We start from the raw sequence: 19,208 nt of genomic DNA on the forward strand, positions 1-19,208 counted from the left end.
GCGGCACGCTCCCAATCCGGACGGAAACATTTGCGTTGGACTGATGGTAGAGCGCACGAACATGATGGACAAAGCTTTGGGACCGGCGCAAGGACCGGGGCTGCCCTGGGCGGCGGCGGAGTATGAGCTGCTGCGGGATCAGGTCCGCCGGTTCGTCGAGGAGGAGATCAAGCCCTGCGCGGACAGCTGGGAAGAGCAGGGGTTCATTCCCCGTCCCGTCCTGCGCCGCATGGGCGAACTCGGTTTCTTCGGTATCCGTTACCCCGGCGGGTATGGCGGCGCCGAGATGGACGCGGTCGCGTCGACGGTTTTCGCCGAGGAGCTTGGGCGCTCGACCTATGGCGGCGTCGCCGATGCGATGCTGGTCCAGGCCGAGATGGCGTCCGTGTATGTCTTTCATGACGGGACCAAAGCCCAGCGGGCGCGCTGGATGCCGGGCATCATCCGCGGCGAGGTGATCACCGCGGTTGCCATCACGGAACCGGACGCCGGCTCGGACGTGAAGGCCATCCGCACGCGCGCGCGCCGGGAGGGCGACTCCTATATCCTCGACGGCACCAAGCTCTACATCACGAACGGCGTCCACGCCGATCTCTACTGCGTCGCAGCCAAGACCAATCCCTCGGCAGGAAGCAACGGGATCACGATGTTCCTCGTCGAGAAAGGCACGCCCGGCTTCAGCGTCGGCCGTGTGCTGGACAAGCAGGGCTGGCGCTCCTCAGACACGGCGGAACTCGTCTTCGACGGTTGCCGGGTGCCCGCCGAGAACGTGCTCGGCGCCGAGGGGCAGGGCTTCTACTCCATCATGCGCAACTTCCAGAACGAGCGCCTTGTCCTTTCCGCCATGGCGATCGGAATGGCCGAGGCGGCGATCGAGATGACCCTCGCCCATGTGAAAGCTCGCCGTGCCTTCGGGGGCGTCCTGTGGGACTTGCAGGCGATCCGTCAACGCCTCGCGATGCTCGCCGCGAAGGTCGAGGCAAACCGCGAGTTTCTCTATGCCACCGCGTGGCGCATGGCGGCGGACGACGATTGCATCCGTGAGATCTCGATGTTGAAAGCCATCTGCGCCGAACTGGTCAACGAGGTCGCGTATGCCTGCGTCCAGTTCCACGGCGCCATGGGCGTCATGCGGGAGAGCCCGATCGAGCGCATCGCGCGTGACGCGCGCGTCCTGCCCATTGCCGGCGGCGCAACGGAGGTGATGCTGGAGGTGGTCGCCTCGATGTCGTGAGCCGCATGCGGCGCACGTCGCGGAGGGCGTCCAGCAACGACGCCTGGTCCAGCGCTGCATCGCCCCAGGCCCATATCCGTAATTCGCATAAGGTATATTATGGAATATTTATAGGCGAAGTTTCACTTCGCATACCCAGCCACTAAAGGTATGATTTCATGACCGGAATCATACCGCGTGGCCCGTCGCAGCCTTTTCCTCCCAACGGGCTTTGGAGCCTGTGGGATATGCTTTTGAAGTACGGCTATATCTGCGCGCACACGATGGATCAGATTGACGAAATCTGCATCTACGCCCGGAAGTTCCCGGATGGGACTTTCAAGAAGAACCCGCCCTTGGGTGCCTCTAACAGTTGGCCCTTTCTGACCGTCTTCCAGAACGTCGATTATCTCGCAAAAGAACTCGAAATGACGCCCGTCACGGACCAGTCGGGCCGACTAAAAAAGCAGATCGAGATACTCGACCCGCCCATGCAGGAGCTGGTGCCAGGATTCATAGAACTGCGTGTTCGGCTTGAGGAAGGACTGAGGCGCAAGGAGTTCCTGTTCATCCCAGAAGATATGGCCAAGCTTTACAACGACGCCGATCCTCGTAGGGGCGCGGCTAAAGGAATTGATCCGTTTGAGTTGGGTGACAAATTCAAGGAAACCCACGCGGACATCGCCAGCGCGGCTCGGTGCTTAGCTCTTGGTGAAGGCACCGCCAGCGTTTTTCATCTCATGCGCGCATTGGAATTTGTCGTCAAAAAGCTCTCAGGCAGGCTCAAAATTACCGTTACGCATAAAACGCCATGGCGCGTGCTGACGAACAGCATGGACGGCAAAATAAAAAAGATGGACGACGATACGCCTGCAAAAAAGAAGAAGAAAAACCAATGGGAATTGGCCTGCACCAATCTCCATCACGTTGGCTCGGTTTGGCGCAACGAAACCATGCATCCATCGGCCACCTATACGCCACGTCAGGCGATGGACGTTTTCGATGCCTGCCGCGTTCTTATGAACTCGCTCGCCCGCCTTTAGGCTTGGCAACCTTATTGAACGCCTTGTCCGCGCCCTTCTCTGTCTCGTCTGCTTCTGCCTCTTTGGCGGCCTCTAGGAAGCGTTTGGACTGCTCTGGATCGTCCGGCTTGCGCTCTAGCTTCTTTGGCATTTCGTGACTCCACGGCATTGCGCCGCCGCAAGGGCTACTTCCTGCGGCGGCCACGTTTGAATGGGATCAGATCAAGCTGATACGGCGCTTTAGGCCTCCGTTTCGCTATGAGTTGTTTGGTACGTCAGTCGCTTGCCGGGGAAGCCTTTCAGGGCCAAGTCGGCGCGCTGTTCGTCGTTGATTTCTAGCGCCTCGCGAGTGTTCTGGCGGAAGTCGAATTCTGCCAGATAGCGGTCAAGGTGCTTGGTGCTAACGCGCTGGTAGATACCAACCAGACCACGCTTCAGGACGCTGAAAAACCCTTCGAGCGTATTGGTGGAGATCATCAATTCCGGCTCGCCCGTGATCGGATATTCGTAGCGAACATACTCGCCCTTGGAATGATCCACCATGTCATGGCGGGCAACCGGCGCATACTTGTAGCGGGTCGCGGTGTCGGTCATCAGGTTGCTTTCGGGATGCACATTGGCGCGGACGACGCCCATGGCGCTGCGGTGGTCCAGCATCGTCGAACGGATATCGCCACCGCGTTCTACAAGGCTAAGGACGATGGGGTTGTGCGTCTTGCGACGGAAATCGGCCGGGCGGCGGGTCTTGCGGCTGCGGGCGAGTTCGGTTTCGTCGGCCTCCACAACCTTGCCAGCGCCACCGAGCGGGCCAATAGAGCCGCCGGGAGCCATGGCAAAGCGGACGCGATGGCCAAGGTGCCAAGCCGTCTTCATGCCGCAGCCCAGCGTCCGCTGAAGCTGGCGGGTGGAGATGCCTTTCTTGGAACTGCAAAGCAGGTGGATGGCCTGAAGCCAGAGCCTCAAGGGAAGATGGCTGTCCTCAAAGATCGTGCCGATACGAACGGTGAAGGGCTTGCGGCAGGCGTAGCACTTGCGGAGACCAACGCGGGTAGTCTTGCCCTGAAGGCGGCCGATCTTAGCCGCGTCGCTGTTCTCACAATGCGGGCAAACGGGACCGTTCGGCCAAAGCTGGGCTTCTACGTATTCAAAGGCGGCTTCTTCGTTGTGGAAGCGATCAGCGGAAAGAACAGACTTAGCCATGGCTTATCTCCAATGGCCAAGATTCTAGGTTTGGTGGCTGGGTATGTCAAGTGAAACATCGCCTATTTATATCTATAATTAGATCAGATATTTAGTGGGAAATCTTCGCACAGGACCGCAGCCAGGCGTCGGTCCTGACCGATCCCGCATCGGTCCAGCCCGTCCGGATCGCACCGCAATCCACGCGCACGCGTCTCGTCAGAAAGCCGATATTGCCGCGGCGTACGGACGCTGCAATAAGCCCAGCTGTGCAGAGATCGCTGGTGACCCCGCGGCATCAGGTCCGTATAGGAATGGCATCTCAGAACAACAACAAGCCTCTCGAGGGAGCAACACCAATGAGCTTTTCACGACGCACGCTGCTGAAGGTCTCCGCCGCTTCCGCCGTCCTGGGCGGAATTGGCGCGCCGTATGTCGCGCGCGCCCAGTCGGCCGAATTCTCGTACAAGTTCGCCAACAACCTGCCGGAGTCGCACCCGTTCGTGGCGCGCGCCCGGGAGATGGCCGCGGCGATCAAGACCGAGACCAACGGCCGGTTTGACCTCCAGGTGTTCCCGAACAGCCAGCTCGGTTCGGATACGGACATGCTGAGCCAGGTCCGCTCCGGCGGTGTCGAGTTCTTCACGTTGTCCGGTCTGATCCTGGCGACCCTGGTGCCGGCGGCCTCGATCAACGGCATCGGTTTCGCATTCCCTGACTATCCCACGGTCTGGAAGGCCATGGATGGCGAGCTCGGCGCCTATGTGCGCGGCGAGATCAACAAGGCCGGCCTCGAGGTCATGGACAAGATCTGGGACAACGGCTTCCGCCAGACCACGTCGTCGACCAAGCCGATCAACGGTCCCGACGATCTCAAGGGCTTCAAGATTCGCGTGCCGGTATCGCCGCTGTGGACCTCGATGTTCAAGGCGTTCGATGCATCGCCCGCCTCGATCAATTTCAGCGAGGTCTATTCGGCGCTGCAGACCAAGATTGTCGAGGGCCAGGAAAACCCGCTGGCGCTGATCTCGGCGGCGAAGCTTTACGAGGTGCAGAAGTACTGCTCGCTGACCAACCATATGTGGGACGGCTTCTGGTTCCTGATGAACCGCCGGGCCTGGGCGGCGCTGCCTGATGATATCAAGACCATCGTCGCCAAGAACGTCAACGCGGCGGCCGTCAAGGAGCGCGAGGACACCGAGAAGCTGAACGCCACCGTGAAGCAGGAATTGACCGGCAAGGGCCTGGTGTTCAACCAGCCCGAGGTCGGGCCGTTCCGCGACAAGCTCCGGACTGCCGGCTTCTACGCCGAGTGGAAGGGCAAATACGGCGAGAAGGCTTGGGATCTGCTCGAGAAGTCCGTCGGCAAACTGTCCTGATCGATCAGGCGGGAGGCTCGCCAGCGGGAGATTTGCTATGGCTCATGTCGAGATGACGCCGGCCGTGGCCGGCGAGGCGGCGTCACAACCCCCTCGCCGTCGCTCCGTTCTCGGTTCCATCGAGGCGGCGCTCGGATGGCTGGTCGAGATCCCGGCGGCGATCCTGGTCGTCGCCGAGGTCCTGATCCTGTTCGCCGGCGTGGTGTCGCGCTACGTGCTGCACGCGCCGCTGATCTGGTCCGACGAGCTGGCGTCGATCCTGTTCCTGTGGCTCGCCATGCTCGGATCGGCGGTGGCGTTCCGCCGTGGCGAGCACATGCGGATGACGGCGCTGGTCGCAAGCGCTGGGCCGCGGCTGTGGGCCTATCTCGACGTGGTCGCGACCTGTGCCGCGCTGGCGTTCCTGATCCTCATCCTGCGGCCGGCCTATGAATACGCCTACGAGGAAAGCTTCATCACGACGCCGGCGCTGCAGATCTCCAACACCTGGCGCGCGGCCGCATTGCCGGTCGGCACCTGCCTGATGGCGCTGTTCGCGCTGCTGCGGCTGGCGCGGGTCGGCGACATCAAGACCTGCCTGCTGGCGGCGCTGACCGTGGTCGCGTTGATCGGCGTGTTCTGGCTGGCGCAGCCGCTGCTGCGGCCGCTCGGCAACCTCAATCTGATCATCTTCTTCGTCGGCGTGGTCGGCTTCTGCGTGTTCGCGGGCGTTCCGATCGGCTTTGCCTTCGGCATGGCGATCTTCGGCTATCTGGCGCTGACCACGCGCACACCGCTGATGGTGCTGGTCGGCCGGATGGACGAGGGCATGAGCCACCTGATCCTGCTGTCGGTGCCGCTGTTTGTCTTCCTCGGCCTGCTGATCGAGATGACCGGCATGGCGCGGGCAATGGTCGCGTTCCTGGCGAGCCTGCTCGGGCATGTCCGCGGCGGCCTGCATTACGTGCTGGTCGGCGCCATGTACCTGGTCTCAGGCATTTCCGGGTCGAAGGCCGCCGACATGGCCGCCGTCGCGCCCGTGCTGTTCCCGGAAATGAAGCAGCGCGGCGCCAAGCCGGGCGATCTGGTCGCCCTGCTCGCCGCCACCGGCGCGCAGACCGAAACCATTCCGCCGAGCCTGGTGCTGATCACCATCGGCTCGGTCACCGGCGTCTCGATCTCGGCGCTGTTCACCGGCGGCCTGCTGCCGGGCGTCGTGCTGGCGATCACGCTGTCGGGGCTGGTGTGGTGGCGCTACCGCGGCGAGGACCGCAGCCACGTGCAGCGGGCAACCGGCAGCGAGATCGGCAAGGCGTTGGTGTTCGCCCTGCCCGCATTGGCCCTGCCCTTCGTGATCCGCTACGCCGTGGTCGAAGGCATCGCCACCGCCACCGAAGTCTCGACGATCGGCATCGTCTACGCCTTCGTCATCGGCCTCCTGATCTACCGCAAGTTCAACTGGCGGCGGCTGGTGCCGATGCTGATCGACACGGCGTGCCTGTCGGGCGCGATCCTGTTCATCATCGGCACTGCGACCGGCATGGCCTGGGGCCTGACCCAGTCCGGCTTCTCACGGGCGCTGGCGGCGGCGATGACCGGGCTGCCCGGCGGTTCGGCGACCTTCATCGCGGTCTCGATCCTGGCCTTCGTGATCCTCGGCAGCGTGCTCGAGGGCATCCCGGCGATCGTGCTGTTCGGGCCGCTGCTGTTTCCGATTGCGCACCAGGTCGGCGTTCACGAGGTGCACTATGCCATGATCATCATCCTGGCGATGGGCATCGGGCTGTTCGCGCCGCCGTTCGGCGTCGGCTATTATGCCGCCTGCGCCATCGGGCGCGTCGATCCGGCCGAGGGTATTCGGCCGATCTGGGGCTACATGCTGGCGCTGTTGATCGGCCTGATCATCGTTGCCATCTTCCCCTGGATATCGATCGGTTTCCTTTAAAGCACCTTGCGGATCGGATAGAGCCATGAGTGCAGCTCAAAACCAGTACTCGACCGGGCTCGACAAGACGCCCGCGAACTACGTGCCGCTGACGCCGCTGAGCTTCCTGGCGCGCTCGGCCGCCGTCTATCCCGACCATCTCAGCGCGGTCTATGAGGGCCGCAGCTTCACCTGGAGCGAGACCTACGAGCGCTGCAAGCGCTTCGCGTCCTATCTTGCCAGCCACGGCATCGGCCATGGCGACACCGTCGCGGCGATGCTGCCGAACATCCCGGCGATGAACGAGCTGCATTTTGCGGTGCCGATGACCGGCGCGGTGCTCAATGCCTTGAATATCCGCCTCGATGCGGCGTCGATCGCGTTCCAGCTCGACCATGGCGGCGCCAGGATCATCCTGGTCGATCCCGAATTCTCCGGCGTCATCGCGGAAGCGCTGACGCTCGTGAAAGGCGCAAAGCCGTTCGTGATCGATGTCGATGATGCGGCGTTTGTGGGCGGCAAGCGGATCGGTGAGATCGAGTACGAAACAGCGGTCGCGGCTGGCGATCCGGCATTCGTGGAGCGCCCGCCGGCCGACGAATGGGATGCGATCGCGCTGAGCTACACCTCGGGCACGACGGGCAATCCGAAGGGCGTCGTGACCCATCATCGCGGCGCGTATCTGAACGCGGTCAGCAACATCCTCGCCGGCAATCTCGGCCAGCATCCGGTCTATCTCTGGACGCTGCCGATGTTCCACTGCAACGGCTGGTGCTTCCCGTGGACGATCGCGGCGACCGCCGGCGTCAATGTCTGCCTGCGCAAGGTCGATCCGGCCAAGATCTTCGAACTCATTCCGCAGCACGGCGTCACCCACATGTGCGGCGCGCCGATCGTCTACAACACGCTGATCAACGCGCCCGATGCGCCGAAGGGCGGCAAGGCCAAGCCCGTCGTCGGCCTGATCGCCGGCGCGGCACCGCCGGTTGCCGTGCTCGAAGGCGCCGAGCGCATCGGCGTCAAGCTGACCCACGTCTATGGTCTGACCGAGGTCTACGGCCCCGCCTCGGTCTGCGCCGAGCAGCCCGGCTGGGACGAGCTGTCGGCCGATGCGCGCGCGCAGCTGAAGCGGCGTCAGGGCGTGTCGTATCCATTGCAGGAAGGCGTCACGGTGCTCGACCCCGAGACCATGCGCGAGGTGCCGCGCGATGGCGAGACCATCGGCGAGGTCATGTTCCGCGGCAACATCGTGATGAAGGGCTATCTCAAGAACGAGAAGGCGACGCAGGAAGCGTTTGCCGGCGGCTGGTTTCACACCGGCGATCTCGGCGTGCTCGACGAGCACGGCTACGTCATCATCAAGGACCGCTCCAAGGACATCATCATCTCAGGCGGCGAGAACGTCTCCTCGGTCGAGGTCGAGGACATCCTCTACAAGCACCCGGCCGTGCTGTTCGCGGCTGTTGTCGCCAAGCCCGATCCGAAATGGGGCGAAGTGCCCTGCGCTTTCATCGAGCTCAAGGACGGCGCCAAGGCGACCGAGGCCGAGATCATCGCCTATTGCCGCGAACATATGTCGGGCTTCAAGACGCCGAAATCGGTGGTGTTCGGGGTGATCCCGAAGACATCCACGGGCAAGATCCAGAAATTCCTGCTGCGGAACGCGGTCGGATCGGCCAAGGCGATTTCGGCCTGAGGCTTCAGCCCGCCCGGTCGAGCGTGAGCCGCATGCCGTCATAGGCCGGGATCACCCCGGCCGGCAGGCTCTGCCGCAGCACCTCGTAGTCGAGGTCGGAATGCATGTTGGTGATCACGGCGCGCTTCGGCTTGAAGCGCTCGATCCATGACAGCGCGTCGGCGACGCTGAAATGGCTGGGATGCGGCGCATAGCGCAGGCCGTCGACGATCCACAGCTCAAGGCCTTGCAGCGCCGGCCAGCTCTCCTTGGGAATATCGTGCAGATCGGGCGTATAGGCGGCATCGCCGATGCGGTAGCCGAGCGCGGGAATTTGGCCATGCTGCACCAGGAAGGCCTCGAGCTTCAGCGGACCGCCCTTCCCTTGCACCGTGTGGCTCTCGCCGGCCTCGATCGAATGCCGGGTCAGGATCGGCGGATAGTCGCTCCCCTCCGGCGAGATGAAGCAGTAGGAGAACCGCGCCATGATGTCTTTGGCGGTCGACTGGTTGAAGTAGACCGGGATGCGGCGGCGCTGGTGCAGCACCACCGAGCGCAGATCGTCGATGCCGTGGGTCTGGTCGGCATGCTCATGGGTCAGGAACACCGCGTCGATATGCTCGACATTGGCATCAATCAACTGCTCGCGCAGATCGGGCGCGGTATCGATCACGACCCGCGTGGTGCCGTGCTCCATGGTGCGCTCCGCCATGATCGAGCAGCGGCGGCGCCGGTTTTTGGGGTTGTTCGGATCGCAGGCGCCCCAGCCGAGCGCCGGGCGCGGCACGCCGGCGGAAGAGCCGCAGCCCAGGATGGTCAGTGTCAGCGTCATGCAGCAACCTTCGGCGCCGGCACCTTGGAGAACAGCCGGAAGAAGTTTTCGGTGGTCTGCCGCGAGATCTCCTCCAGCGAGACGCCGCGCGTCTCGGCGAGCACCTTGGCGACCTCGACGACATAGGACGGCTCGTTGCGCTTGCCGCGGAATTTGCCGGGCGCAAGATACGGCGCGTCGGTCTCGACCATGATGCGGTCGGCCGGCAACTCCGCGGCCAACGCGCGCAGGGCTTCCGACTTCTTGAAAGTCAGGATGCCCGTGAAGGAGATCGACAGCCCAAGCGAGATCGCCTTCATCGCGAGCTCGCGCCCGCCGGTGTAGCAGTGCAGAACGGCTTTGAACGGCCCCTTCGCGACTTCGTCCTCCAGGATGCGGCCGCAATCCGCGTCGGCCTCCCTGGTGTGGATGACCAGCGGCAGGCCGGTTTCGCGCGCCGCCGCGATGTGTGCGCGGAAGCCGCGCTCCTGCGCCTCACGCGAGCCATGCTCATAGAAATAATCCAGCCCCGCCTCGCCGAGCGCCACGACCTTCGGATGCTTGGTCAGCTCGATCAGCTCGCTGGCCGGGACGCCATCTTCTTCATCGGCATGATGCGGATGGGTCCCGACCGAACAGTACACGTCCGGAAAGCGCTCGGTGATCGCAAGCAGGCCGCCGAGCCGCTTCACCCGGGTCGAGATCGTGACCATGCGGCCGATGCCGGCCGCTTCGGCTCGCCCGACGATCCCGTCGAGATCATCGGCGAAATCGGGAAAATCCAGATGGCAGTGACTGTCGACCAGCATGAATTTCGAACCGCTCATTCGGTCTTCGGTTCCACGTAGCGCGGGAACACCCCGACCGGCGCCGGCAGCGTCGTGCCCGGCCTGATCCGCTCCGCGATCGCCGTGAAGTTGCGCGCATCCGCTGCGATGCCGAGGCTGTCGAGCATCTTGCCGCAGGACTCGGGCATCACCGCCTGTGCCATGATCGCGATCTGGCGCACGACTTCGGCGGTGACATAGAGCACCGTCTTCTGGCGCGCCGGATCGGTCTTGGCCAGCGCCCACGGCGCCTCGCCGGCAAAGTAGCGGTTGGCCTCGGCGACCACGGCCCAGACCGTGTTGAGCCATTGATGGATCTGCTGCGCCGCCATCGCGGTCCGCGACGTCTCCAGCATGGCGTCGGCCTGCGCCAGGATCGCCTTGTCGTTGTCGCTGAACTCGCCCGGCTCCGGCAGCACGCCGCCGAGTTGCTTGGCGATCATCGACAGCGAGCGCTGCGCCAAATTGCCGAAATCATTGGCGAGGTCGGCATTGATGCGCGCGACGATAGCCTCGTGGTTGTAGTTGCCGTCCTGGCCGAACGGCACCTCGCGCAGGAAGAAGTAGCGCACCTGGTCGACGCCGTACTGGTTGGCGAGATTGAAGGGATCGACCACGTTGCCGACCGACTTCGACATCTTCTCGCCCCTGTTGAACAGGAAGCCGTGCGCATAGACCCGCTTCTGCAAGGGGATGCCGGCCGACATCAGGAAGGCCGGCCAGTACACCGCGTGGAAGCGGATGATGTCCTTGCCGATGATGTGCACGTCGGCCGGCCAGTAGCGCCAGTGCTTGTCGCTTTCATCGGGATAACCGACGCCGGTGATGTAGTTGGTCAATGCGTCGACCCAGACATACATCACGTGCTCGGGATCGTTGGGGACCTTGACGCCCCAGTCGAAGGTGGTGCGCGAGATCGAGAGGTCCTTCAGCCCGCCGCGCACGAAGCTCATCACCTCGTTGCGGCGCGAATCCGGGCCGATGAAATCGGGCTGGCTTTCATAGAGGTGCAGGAGCTTGTCCTGGTAGGCCGAGAGCTTGAAGAAATAGCTCTTCTCCTCGACCCACTCGACCGGCGTGCCCTGCGGACCGCGGCGGACATTGTCCTCGCCGACAGTGGTCTCATCCTCGGCGTAATAGGCCTCGTCGCGCACCGAGTACCAACCCGCATAGGTGTCGATATAGATGTCGCCATTGTCCTGCATGCGGCGCCAGATCTCCTGCACCGACTTGTGGTGAGCAGGTTCCGAGGTCCGGATGAAGCGGTCGAAGGAGACGTTGAGCCGCTCGTCCATCTCCTTGAAGCGCGCGGCATTGCGGGTCGCGAGATCGAACGGCGTCATGCCCTCGCCCTGCGCGGTCTGGATCATCTTCTGGCCGTGCTCGTCGGTGCCAGTCAGGAAGAACACGTCCTTGCCGTCGAGCCGCTGGAAGCGCGCCAGCGCGTCGGTCGCGATCGCCTCATAGGCGTGGCCGATATGCGGTTGCCCGTTCGGATAAGCGATCGCAGTCGTGATGTAGTAGACGTTGCCACGGTCCGCGGCGGGCGCCGAAACGGATGCGGATGCGGGAGCCGCCGCTGCGGCCTTGGGCGGCTTCGGCGCGCGAACGGTTGTTGGTCGCGGCGCCTTCTCCGCAGCCGGAGGCTTCGGAGGTGCGGGCTTCCGCGCCACTGATGCGACAGCCGCTGCGGCTGCCTTCTTCGGCGCCGCCTTGGTGGCCTTCGCGGGAGCCTTCCTGGCCGTCTTCTTCGCAGCCTTCTTTACCGTTTTCTTGGCAGCTTTCTTCGTCGGCGATTTCCGGGCGCCGGTCTTGGGCTTGGCGGCCTTCTTCGCCTTCTTGGCGACGCGCCCACCCTTCTTGGCCGCGCGCGATTTCGCAGCGGCCTTCCTCGTCGCGCGGGCGGGCGATGCCTTCTTCGTCTTCTTTGCCTTCTTCGACGATTTCTTCTTAGCGGTCGCCACCACGGAATCCTTTGCAGATCGAAACGAGATTGTCGGGAGTGTTGTCAGATAGATGTGTTTTGAGACAGACGTGCTTTGAGACAGACGTGTTTTGAGACTTGGCGTCTACCGGGTCGCATCCGCGAGCATCGAAAACACTGAGAAAACCAGCGGCTTGCGCTCCAGATTGTAGGCTTCGGTATCGCGCGCCGCGCGGACGATCTTTTCCCATACCTCCGCCAGCCGTGCAAGGCGCGGCAGATTGGCATTGGCGTCGCCGGTTCGCATGCGCTCGCTCATCCAGCGATCGATGCCGTCGATGAAAGCGGCGAGCGCGACGCGGTCGCTGGTGCCGAGCGCATCGCCCAGCGCGTGCAGCTCACGTGGATCGACGCTGGGAAGTGTCGCGAGCAGCGCGGCCGTGCGTTGCTGCAGCTTGAGCGCGTCGCCGCCGAGCAGCGACAGCGCCCGCCCGACGCTGCCCTCTGATGCTGCCGCGGCTTCAGTCAGCGCAGGATCGTCCGCAGCGATGTCGGTTGCCGCCGCGGCTGCACGCAGCACATCGCCCGTCTCCAGCGGCCGCAACAGCAATTTGCGGCAGCGGGACAGGATGGTCGGCAGCACCCGCGACGGCGCGTGGCTGACCAGCAGGAATAGCGACTGCTGCGGCGGCTCCTCGAGGATTTTCAGGAGCGCGTTCGCGGCGTTGGGATTGAGCTCGTCGACGGTGTCGACGATGCAGACGCGCCAGCCGTCGACCGCGGCCGTCGAGCCGAAGAACGAGATCGTCTCGCGCGTCTCGTCGACCGTGATCACGGTGCGCATCACGCCGCGGTCGTTGAGGCCGCGCTCGAGCACCAGCAGCCCGCCATGGGCGCCCGCCGTGATCTGCCGCGCCACCGGATCGGACGGATCGACCCGCAGCGTCGGCGCGTGCTGGACCTGGGACGATTTCGGATTGCGGAACGCCAGCACGAAGCGCGCCATGCGATAGGCCAGCGTCGCCTTGCCGATCCCCTGCGCGCCGCCGATCAGCCAGGCATGCGGGATTCGCCCACTGCGGTAGGCATCGAGCAAGGCGGTCTCCGCCTCGCGATGCCCGAACAGATCGGGCGTTTCGCGTGGATGGCGAGCGGTGCTCTCCTGTTCGACCTTGCGCGCGCTCATGCGGGATTGTCCGCCGTGAGCGTTGCGCGCAGGTGCTCGCGCAGCGCGGCCCATATCTTGGCCGTGACCGTGTCCGGATCAGGTGTGGCGTCGATCAGGACGCAGCGCTCCGGATCTTCGGCCGCAATCCGGCGGTACGCGTCACGCAAATCTTGATGGAACTTGATGCCCTCGGCCTCGAAGCGATCGGCCGAAGCGTTGCCGCGGCGCGCGGCGGCGCGCTGCAGGCCGACCTCGACCGGCACATCGAGGATGAAGGTCAGATCCGGCTTGAGATCGCCGATGGTCACGCGCTGCATCGCGTTGACGAGTTCGGGCGACACCTGCCCGAGCTGGCCTTGATAGGCGCGCGTGGAATCGAAGAAGCGGTCGCACAGCACCCAGATGCCCTGGTTGAGCGCCGGCAGGATCACGGTGCGGACGTGGTCGTCGCGCGCGGCGGCAAACAGCAGCGTCTCGGCCTCGGGCCCGAGCAGCTTGCCCATTCCCGACAGCACGAGGTGACGGATGATCTCGGCCCCCGGCGAGCCGCCGGGCTCGCGGGTGACGATCGCGCGCAGCTTCGCGGTATCGAGGCGCTCGGCGAGCTTGCGGATCTGGGTCGATTTCCCCGACCCCTCGCCGCCTTCAAAGGTGATGAAGCGACCGCGCAAGCTCGGCCGTTGGACTGCTGCTTCCGCCATGTCAGAGCTTCTCGACCCCTGCGCGGAACATTCCGATGACGAGCTCCTGGGCGCCGTCGAGCGCGCGGCGCATCGTCGATCCCGTGCCGACGGCGTCCGCTGCGTAGACAGGGGCCTCCATCGCGACGTTGGCGCCGCGCCAAACCCGGACGACGCCGATCTTCTGGCCTGCGGTGATCGGCGCCTTGACCGGGCCGCTGTAGATCACGCGCGCCAGCAGCTTGTCGTTGCCGTTCTTCGACACCATCACCTTAATCGGATCGGGGCTGACCAGCTTGACGGAACGGGTCTCGCCGCCGAACACCCGGGCGTAGCCGACCGGCTGGTTTGCCGCGATCAGGACCCGGGTCTCGAAGCTGCGGAAACCCCATTCCAGCATCTTCTTGGCCTCGGTCGCGCGATCCTCCGAATCCTCGAGCCCGTTGATGACGACGATCAGCCGCGTGTCGTTCTGGACGGCCGAGCCGACCATGCCGTAGCCGCCTTCCTTGGTGTAGCCGGTCTTCAAGCCGTCGGCGCCGGGCAAGGCGGTCAGCAGCGGATTGCGGTTCTGCTGGCGGATCTTGTTCCAGGTGAATTCCTTTTCGCCGAACAGCTTGTACCTGTCCGGGTAGGTCAGGATGATGTGGCGGGCCAGCACCGCAAGTTCCCGCACCGTCATCTTGTTGGTCGGGTCCGGCAGCCCGTTGGAGTTGCCGAAGGTCGACTTGGTCATGCCGAGCTCGCGGGCGCGCTTGGTCATGAAGTCGGTCGCGAACGTGTGCTCGTTGCCGGCGATGCCCTCGGCCAGCGCGATGCAGGCGTCGTTGCCGCTCGGGATGATCGCGCCGTGCAGGAGGTCGTCGACCGAGACTTTGCTGTTGATCGCCGCAAACATCGTCGAGGTGCCGGACGGCGCCCCGCCTCGCCGCCAGGCGTTCTCGCTGATCCGGTACTCGTCGGTCAGTTTGATGTCGCCTTTCTTGATGGCGTCGAACACCACCTCGGCCGTCATCAGCTTCATCATGCTGGAGGGCGCGCGCAGCTCGTCGGCGTTCTTCTCGAACAGCACGCTGCCCGAGGAGGCCTCGACCAGGATCGCGGTCGGCGCATCGCCGTCGAACCCGCCGTCTTCCTTCTTGGCGCCCTGGACGCTGTTGTTGGCGGCATAGACCACCCCGCCGCAGCCGATCGCCGCCACGAGCGCGGCTGCGATCACGCCACGCCAGCAACGCCCGGCGCGAGCTAGCAACGTGCGGGGAACTGCGGTTGGGGCTGCCATCGGCGATGTCCTGAAAGACTGCGTTCTAACAGCTGGAAGTATCGCAAACAACTGAGGTTTCGCCGCTTGTACACGGCCGGCTGGATTGCCGGCTGGGCCGAACGCCCGTATCCTTGGAACCCAGCTAACGACAGCAGAACCGGCAAACAAGGCGGAAACGCGAATGTCATCCTCCCGCATCATTTCCGCCAACGGCATCGACATGTTCGTGCGCGAGGCCGGGCAAGGCCCGCTGGTCGTGCTCTGCCACGGCTGGCCGGAACTGTCCTACTCGTGGCGACACCAGATCGCAGCGCTGGCTGCGGCAGGCTTCCGCGTCGCCGCCCCCGACATGCGCGGCTTCGGCCGGACCGCCGCACCGGCCGATGTCGGCGCCTACACGATCTTCGATACCGTCGGCGACATGGTCGCGCTGGTGGCTGCGCTCGGCGAGAAGAAGGCTGTCATCGTCGGTCACGATTGGGGAGCGCCGGTGGCCTGGCACGCGGCCCTGTTCCGTCCCGATGTCTTCACGAAGGTCGCCGGCCTCAGCGTGCCGCCGCCATTTCGCGGCCGCGGACGTCCGCTGGAAACCCTGCGCGAGAGCGGCATCACCAATTTCTATTGGCAGTACTTCCAGCCGCCGGGCGTTGCCGAGGCCGAGTTCGAGCGCGACATTGCCCAGACCATGCGCCTGGTGCTCGGGCGCGGCGTCTCCGATCCGAGCTCGATGTTCGTCGACGAAGCCAAAGGCTTCCTCGGCAAGCTGCCGACCGGAACGCCACTGCCGGCCTGGATCACCGAGGCCGACATCGCCGAATTCGCCGAGGCCTACCGGCACTCCGGCTTCCGCGGCGGCCTGAACTGGTACCGCAATCTCGACCGCAACTGGGAGCTCACCGCGCCCTGGCAGGACGCCCAGATCCATCAGCCCTCGCTGTTCATCGCCGGCTCGAACGATTCGGTGATAACCGGGCTGATCGGCGCCAAACGGGTTGCGGACATGGAGCGGGTGCTGCCGAACCTCAAGCAGAAGCTGATCATCGAGGGCGCCGGCCACTGGATCCAGCAGGAACGCCCCGACGAGGTCAATGCGGCGCTGATCGCGTTTCTGAAATGATCAGGCCAAGGGCCTGATTCGCAATGAGTTGACTTAGTAGAGCCCGCGCCCGCTCAGCACTTCGGCGGGCCCGCGCGCGTCGATCGGCACATAGGCGGCGGCCGGGCTCGGGGTCGCAGCATAGCGCGGGTCGCTCTCGTAGGAGACTTCGCGCGGATTGTTCAGGGCGCGGCCCCGTGACCGGCTCGAGGCCGACATCTCTGAGGTGGCGCTGACCGAGGCATAATCGGCCTGGGTGTTGCCGAGGCTGTAGGGCCGGCCCTCCGGCAACGGAACATCGCCGCGGAGACGGCCGGACGAGGACGACATCTCAGGTACGAATGGCCGCGCCGAGGCGACCCGGACCATCGACGGTGACGGCGCCGGCGTTCCGGTCCGCAAGGTCGCCATCAGCTGGCGGTCGTCGGAGCCCTCGAGCGGCGCCCGGCCGACATATTCGACGCGGACGCGAGCCACGCCATTTCCTTTGAAATCAAGCAGTTCGGCGGCCTTGTTCGAGACGTCTATGAGGCGGTTGCCGTGATACGGGCCGCGGTCATTGACGCGGACGACGAGCGATTTGCCGTTGCTCAGATTGGTGACCCGCGCGTAGCTCGGCATCGGCAGGGTCGGATGGGCGGCCGTCAGCGAGCCCATGTCGAACACCTCGCCATTGGCGGTCAGGCGGCCATGGAAATCGTCGCCATACCAGGACGCCAAGCCTTCGGCGCGGTAGTTCTCGTTCTCCTCCGGCACGTAGGTGCGGCCGGCGACGACATAGGGCTTGCCGATACGGTAGGTGCCGCCGCCTTTCGGCACGGGGTCGCCCAGCGCGACGACGCGCGGGCTCGACGACACGCCGTATTTGGGATCGACCCGGCTCGCGAACTTGTTGGAGGAAGCACAATTGGCGAGGACGAGGCACGTCGCCACCGCAACGGCGCCGCGCGCCGTCCGGATCATCGAATCTGGCCGTCTAGTCCCCATCTGCCCCAAGTACCATTCTGCCGGACCCGCGCCCACTTCGCGGCGTCGGGATCATTTTCTTCACGGTGCGGCCCACCTCCGCACCAGAGCTTGACGATATCGCAACCGGAACACGGCGGAAATGGGGAGAGCCTTAACCCTATGGCACTTTGGTAAACCGCCTGTTGCGCCACCTCAGTTGTTCTACGGAGCCTCGGCCACCCGAAACGCCCTCGCCTGTCCCGCTATCAGACACACTGTTGCAGCAAATCATCAGTGGGTCGGCATCTTGAATTCCAACAATTGAATCTTTTTGACTGTGCAAGGCTGCAATCGTTTTCTCTCCCGCGTGGGGCGCAAAGGAAGTTTGCGATGATCGAGGCGGTTACAGCGGTGATGGGCTTGGTGAGTGCGGCGATCTTCTTGGCGCACGCCGTGGAAGGCTATCGGTACCGGGCCTGACAGTCCGTTGAAGGCGGAAAGACGCGTCACCTCTTTCCAGGAGAGAATGTTCGGAAAGCTTTAATCAATTCGGATGAGCATCGGTTGAAGGCAGGTGTGTCATGCGTAATCACGATTTGGTCTCCGACGGATTCCTGACCCTCACCGCGGCAAGCCTCGTGCTGCTGTGCTCGAGCCTGCTGGCCTTCGCTTTCGGCTGAACATGTGATGCGTTGGGCGCCATCTGCGCCCATGCGACGGGTCGACCGCCCTCACCTAATCATCCCTCGCCGATCCGACGTCGGCATCAGCGCTAAATCCTGATGATACTTGGCCAGGTACGCACGCGGCGATCTGATCCGCACCGCAGCTGCGCCGTCTTCTCCCAGACCCAGTCCTGACGCACCCTCCACCTTCCCAGCGAAAGGATTGACGAATGACCGGCGCGGTAAGAGAGGGAACCTCTGCACTCCTCGTCAGCACGGACGGCCGGTTGCTCATGCAACTGCGCGACGACCTTCCGCACGTGTCCGATCCCGGCAAGATCAGCCTGTTCGGCGGGCGGCGGGAGGGCACCGAGACCTTCCTGGAATGCGTCGTTCGCGAGATCCATGAGGAGATCGGCCATTACGTGCCGCCCGAGCGTTTTGAGCTGATCGGGAGTTATTCCGGACCGGATCCATCGACACCGGGTGGCGCCCTTCGCGGTGAGGTGTTCCTCGCTCGCGACGTGCCGATCGATCAACTGAACGTCACCGAAGGCCGCCTTGAGATCGTCGCGGTCGACGACCTCGAACGTCTCAGCGGCATGCTGGCACGGCCGGCGGAGTATGCGCTGGCGATCTTCCTGAAGCGCGATCCGGCTAGCTGAGTGACGAAACCAGCCCGCGCACGAGATCGTCGATCATCGGCAGCGCGACCGCGGGATGGGCAACGTCGATATCGTGCACGTGCCAATAGGTCACCCTGCCGGCAACCTCAGGGAACCGCCGCTCGATGAGCGGGCGATGCTCGGCCTCCTTGAGCGCGATCACGAGGTCCGCGCCGTCGAAGTCAGCCAACGAACATGGCTGCGGATAGCGCGCTGCGCCTTCGGGAACGATGCCGCTGGCGCGGAGACGATCATCCGCAAACACCGACATGGCGCCGACATTATCGGGCGAGCCGCGTTCGGCTGCGCCTCTGGACGATGCGCGCCACGGGACGTTTTCGGCTCGTGCCAGATGATTGAACAGCTCTTCTGCGTATCGACTGCGATAGTAGTTGCCGGTGCAAAGGAACAGGACGCGCTTCATGGGTTCATGATGGCCAACGTTGGCCGCGGCGGTCAACCGCGTTGCATTCAACTGCGCATGATCCGCGGCGCGGCTCGTTGACGCCGGCAAAGCCAAGGCGGGCCTTTTCGATCAAATCGGGCCTTTTTCAATGTGCATACCGGCAAATGACCAATTGGCGCCCGGTTGCACAGGCAGGTTCGCGTTGCGTTCGGCCGCGCCCTACGCTATGGGCCTGATCAGCTCAGACGGAAGGGTGGCCGAGTGGTTTAAGGCACCGGTCTTGAAAACCGGCGTGCCCGCAAGGGTACCGTGGGTTCGAATCCCACCCCTTCCGCCAGTACGTCCATCCGCTGCACGACTTTGATAACTTTGGGCTCTGCCGC

17 protein-coding genes and 1 tRNA gene are annotated in these 19,208 nt (G+C 64.1%); 8 read left to right on the forward strand and 10 right to left on the reverse strand.

Going from position 1 to position 19,208, the window contains the following annotated elements:
• The first annotated feature begins 61 nt into the window (after positions 1 to 61).
• On the forward strand, positions 62 to 1,234 hold the full coding sequence (locus FBZ93_RS10860; RefSeq protein WP_246667433.1) for an acyl-CoA dehydrogenase family protein: 1,173 nt from the start codon (positions 62 to 64) through the stop codon (positions 1,232 to 1,234).
• A gap of 158 nt (positions 1,235 to 1,392) precedes the next feature.
• The gene (locus tag FBZ93_RS10865; protein ID WP_146985871.1) at positions 1,393 to 2,256 is read left to right on the forward strand and encodes a hypothetical protein; all 864 of its coding nucleotides are present in this window, start codon (positions 1,393 to 1,395) and stop codon (positions 2,254 to 2,256) included.
• On the opposite strand, the gene FBZ93_RS40570 is transcribed toward FBZ93_RS10865, so the two are convergent.
• Both FBZ93_RS40570 and FBZ93_RS10870 read right to left on the reverse strand, forming a co-directional pair.
• Positions 2,231 to 2,386, reverse strand: a complete 156-nt coding sequence (locus tag FBZ93_RS40570) for a hypothetical protein (protein WP_167528968.1) — start codon at positions 2,384 to 2,386, stop codon at positions 2,231 to 2,233. The two genes, FBZ93_RS10865 and FBZ93_RS40570, sit on opposite strands and share 26 nt — an antisense overlap.
• 89 nt (positions 2,387 to 2,475) lie before the next feature.
• A complete protein-coding gene (locus tag FBZ93_RS10870; protein ID WP_146985873.1) occupies positions 2,476 to 3,435 on the reverse strand; it encodes an IS1595 family transposase in 960 nt (319 codons plus the stop codon).
• A 338-nt stretch (positions 3,436 to 3,773) separates the two neighbouring features.
• Between FBZ93_RS10870 and FBZ93_RS10875 the strand changes: the two genes are divergently transcribed.
• Genes FBZ93_RS10875 through FBZ93_RS10885 form a run of 3 tightly spaced genes read left to right on the forward strand, consistent with a single transcriptional unit; the run spans position 3,774 to position 8,392 of the window.
• Positions 3,774 to 4,793 (forward strand): TRAP transporter substrate-binding protein, encoded by a 1,020-nt coding sequence (locus tag FBZ93_RS10875; protein ID WP_146985874.1) that lies wholly within the window; start codon positions 3,774 to 3,776, stop codon positions 4,791 to 4,793.
• Between the two features lie 37 nt (positions 4,794 to 4,830).
• Positions 4,831 to 6,717: a TRAP transporter large permease gene (locus FBZ93_RS10880; RefSeq protein ID WP_146985876.1), complete on the forward strand. Its 1,887-nt coding sequence runs from the start codon at positions 4,831 to 4,833 to the stop codon at positions 6,715 to 6,717.
• 25 nt (positions 6,718 to 6,742) lie between these two features.
• Positions 6,743 to 8,392, forward strand: a complete 1,650-nt coding sequence (locus tag FBZ93_RS10885) for an acyl-CoA synthetase (RefSeq protein WP_146985878.1) — start codon at positions 6,743 to 6,745, stop codon at positions 8,390 to 8,392.
• Between the two features lie 4 nt (positions 8,393 to 8,396).
• Here FBZ93_RS10885 and FBZ93_RS10890 read toward each other — a convergent pair whose 3' ends face one another.
• The 6 genes from FBZ93_RS10890 to FBZ93_RS10915 all read right to left on the reverse strand — a co-directional run bounded on the left by FBZ93_RS10890 (position 8,397) and on the right by FBZ93_RS10915 (position 15,063).
• Positions 8,397 to 9,203: an MBL fold metallo-hydrolase gene (locus tag FBZ93_RS10890; RefSeq protein ID WP_146985880.1), complete on the reverse strand. Its 807-nt coding sequence runs from the start codon at positions 9,201 to 9,203 to the stop codon at positions 8,397 to 8,399.
• Positions 9,200 to 9,991 carry a TatD family hydrolase gene (locus FBZ93_RS10895; RefSeq protein WP_146986035.1) on the reverse strand — a complete coding sequence of 264 codons (792 nt, stop codon included), beginning with the start codon at positions 9,989 to 9,991 and terminating at the stop codon, positions 9,200 to 9,202. The genes FBZ93_RS10890 and FBZ93_RS10895 overlap by 4 nt, the downstream gene beginning before the upstream one ends.
• A gap of 14 nt (positions 9,992 to 10,005) precedes the next feature.
• The gene (gene metG / locus FBZ93_RS10900) at positions 10,006 to 11,973 is read right to left on the reverse strand and encodes a methionine--tRNA ligase (protein WP_146985881.1); all 1,968 of its coding nucleotides are present in this window, start codon (positions 11,971 to 11,973) and stop codon (positions 10,006 to 10,008) included.
• Between the two features lie 105 nt (positions 11,974 to 12,078).
• Positions 12,079 to 13,119 (reverse strand): DNA polymerase III subunit delta', encoded by a 1,041-nt coding sequence (locus FBZ93_RS10905; RefSeq protein ID WP_146985883.1) that lies wholly within the window; start codon positions 13,117 to 13,119, stop codon positions 12,079 to 12,081.
• A complete protein-coding gene (gene tmk, locus FBZ93_RS10910) occupies positions 13,116 to 13,802 on the reverse strand; it encodes a dTMP kinase (RefSeq protein WP_146985885.1) in 687 nt (228 codons plus the stop codon). The genes FBZ93_RS10905 and tmk overlap by 4 nt, the downstream gene beginning before the upstream one ends.
• Before the next feature lies 1 nt (position 13,803).
• Positions 13,804 to 15,063 carry a D-alanyl-D-alanine carboxypeptidase family protein gene (locus FBZ93_RS10915; protein WP_146985887.1) on the reverse strand — a complete coding sequence of 420 codons (1,260 nt, stop codon included), beginning with the start codon at positions 15,061 to 15,063 and terminating at the stop codon, positions 13,804 to 13,806.
• Positions 15,064 to 15,226: 163 nt separating this feature from the next.
• On the opposite strand from FBZ93_RS10915, the gene FBZ93_RS10920 reads away from it, so the two are divergent.
• Positions 15,227 to 16,162 carry an alpha/beta fold hydrolase gene (locus FBZ93_RS10920; protein WP_146985888.1) on the forward strand — a complete coding sequence of 312 codons (936 nt, stop codon included), beginning with the start codon at positions 15,227 to 15,229 and terminating at the stop codon, positions 16,160 to 16,162.
• Positions 16,163 to 16,195: 33 nt separating this feature from the next.
• Here the strand turns inward: FBZ93_RS10920 and FBZ93_RS10925 are convergent, their stop codons facing one another.
• Complete coding sequence (locus tag FBZ93_RS10925) at positions 16,196 to 17,104, reverse strand: septal ring lytic transglycosylase RlpA family protein (RefSeq protein ID WP_246667434.1); 909 nt, start codon at positions 17,102 to 17,104, stop codon at positions 16,196 to 16,198.
• Positions 17,105 to 17,984: 880 nt separating this feature from the next.
• On the opposite strand from FBZ93_RS10925, the gene FBZ93_RS10930 reads away from it, so the two are divergent.
• On the forward strand, positions 17,985 to 18,419 hold the full coding sequence (locus FBZ93_RS10930) for an NUDIX domain-containing protein (RefSeq protein WP_146985892.1): 435 nt from the start codon (positions 17,985 to 17,987) through the stop codon (positions 18,417 to 18,419).
• On the opposite strand, the gene FBZ93_RS10935 is transcribed toward FBZ93_RS10930, so the two are convergent.
• On the reverse strand, positions 18,412 to 18,939 hold the full coding sequence (locus FBZ93_RS10935) for a low molecular weight phosphatase family protein (protein ID WP_246667435.1): 528 nt from the start codon (positions 18,937 to 18,939) through the stop codon (positions 18,412 to 18,414). The genes FBZ93_RS10930 and FBZ93_RS10935 overlap by 8 nt on opposite strands.
• Positions 18,940 to 19,072: 133 nt before the next feature.
• Here FBZ93_RS10935 and FBZ93_RS10940 point away from each other — a divergent pair.
• A tRNA-Ser gene (locus tag FBZ93_RS10940) sits at positions 19,073 to 19,162 on the forward strand.
• Positions 19,163 to 19,208 lie beyond the last annotated feature (46 nt).

It is taken from the genome of Bradyrhizobium macuxiense (assembly GCF_007993935.1).
Classification (GTDB): Bacteria; Pseudomonadota; Alphaproteobacteria; order Rhizobiales; family Xanthobacteraceae; genus Bradyrhizobium; species Bradyrhizobium macuxiense_A.

Coding starts and splice junctions, on each gene's coding strand:
- FBZ93_RS10860 (WP_246667433.1), top strand. CDS start 62: ATGATGGACAAAGCTTTGGGACCGGCGCAAGGACCGGGGCTGCCCTGG.
- FBZ93_RS10865 (WP_146985871.1), top strand. CDS start 1,393: ATGACCGGAATCATACCGCGTGGCCCGTCGCAGCCTTTTCCTCCCAAC.
- FBZ93_RS40570 (WP_167528968.1), bottom strand. CDS start 2,386: ATGCCAAAGAAGCTAGAGCGCAAGCCGGACGATCCAGAGCAGTCCAAA.
- FBZ93_RS10870 (WP_146985873.1), bottom strand. CDS start 3,435: ATGGCTAAGTCTGTTCTTTCCGCTGATCGCTTCCACAACGAAGAAGCC.
- FBZ93_RS10875 (WP_146985874.1), top strand. CDS start 3,774: ATGAGCTTTTCACGACGCACGCTGCTGAAGGTCTCCGCCGCTTCCGCC.
- FBZ93_RS10880 (WP_146985876.1), top strand. CDS start 4,831: ATGGCTCATGTCGAGATGACGCCGGCCGTGGCCGGCGAGGCGGCGTCA.
- FBZ93_RS10885 (WP_146985878.1), top strand. CDS start 6,743: ATGAGTGCAGCTCAAAACCAGTACTCGACCGGGCTCGACAAGACGCCC.
- FBZ93_RS10890 (WP_146985880.1), bottom strand. CDS start 9,203: ATGACGCTGACACTGACCATCCTGGGCTGCGGCTCTTCCGCCGGCGTG.
- FBZ93_RS10895 (WP_146986035.1), bottom strand. CDS start 9,991: ATGCTGGTCGACAGTCACTGCCATCTGGATTTTCCCGATTTCGCCGAT.
- FBZ93_RS10905 (WP_146985883.1), bottom strand. CDS start 13,119: ATGAGCGCGCGCAAGGTCGAACAGGAGAGCACCGCTCGCCATCCACGC.
- tmk (WP_146985885.1), bottom strand. CDS start 13,802: ATGGCGGAAGCAGCAGTCCAACGGCCGAGCTTGCGCGGTCGCTTCATC.
- FBZ93_RS10915 (WP_146985887.1), bottom strand. CDS start 15,063: ATGGCAGCCCCAACCGCAGTTCCCCGCACGTTGCTAGCTCGCGCCGGG.
- FBZ93_RS10920 (WP_146985888.1), top strand. CDS start 15,227: ATGTCATCCTCCCGCATCATTTCCGCCAACGGCATCGACATGTTCGTG.
- FBZ93_RS10925 (WP_246667434.1), bottom strand. CDS start 17,104: ATGATCCGGACGGCGCGCGGCGCCGTTGCGGTGGCGACGTGCCTCGTC.
- FBZ93_RS10930 (WP_146985892.1), top strand. CDS start 17,985: ATGACCGGCGCGGTAAGAGAGGGAACCTCTGCACTCCTCGTCAGCACG.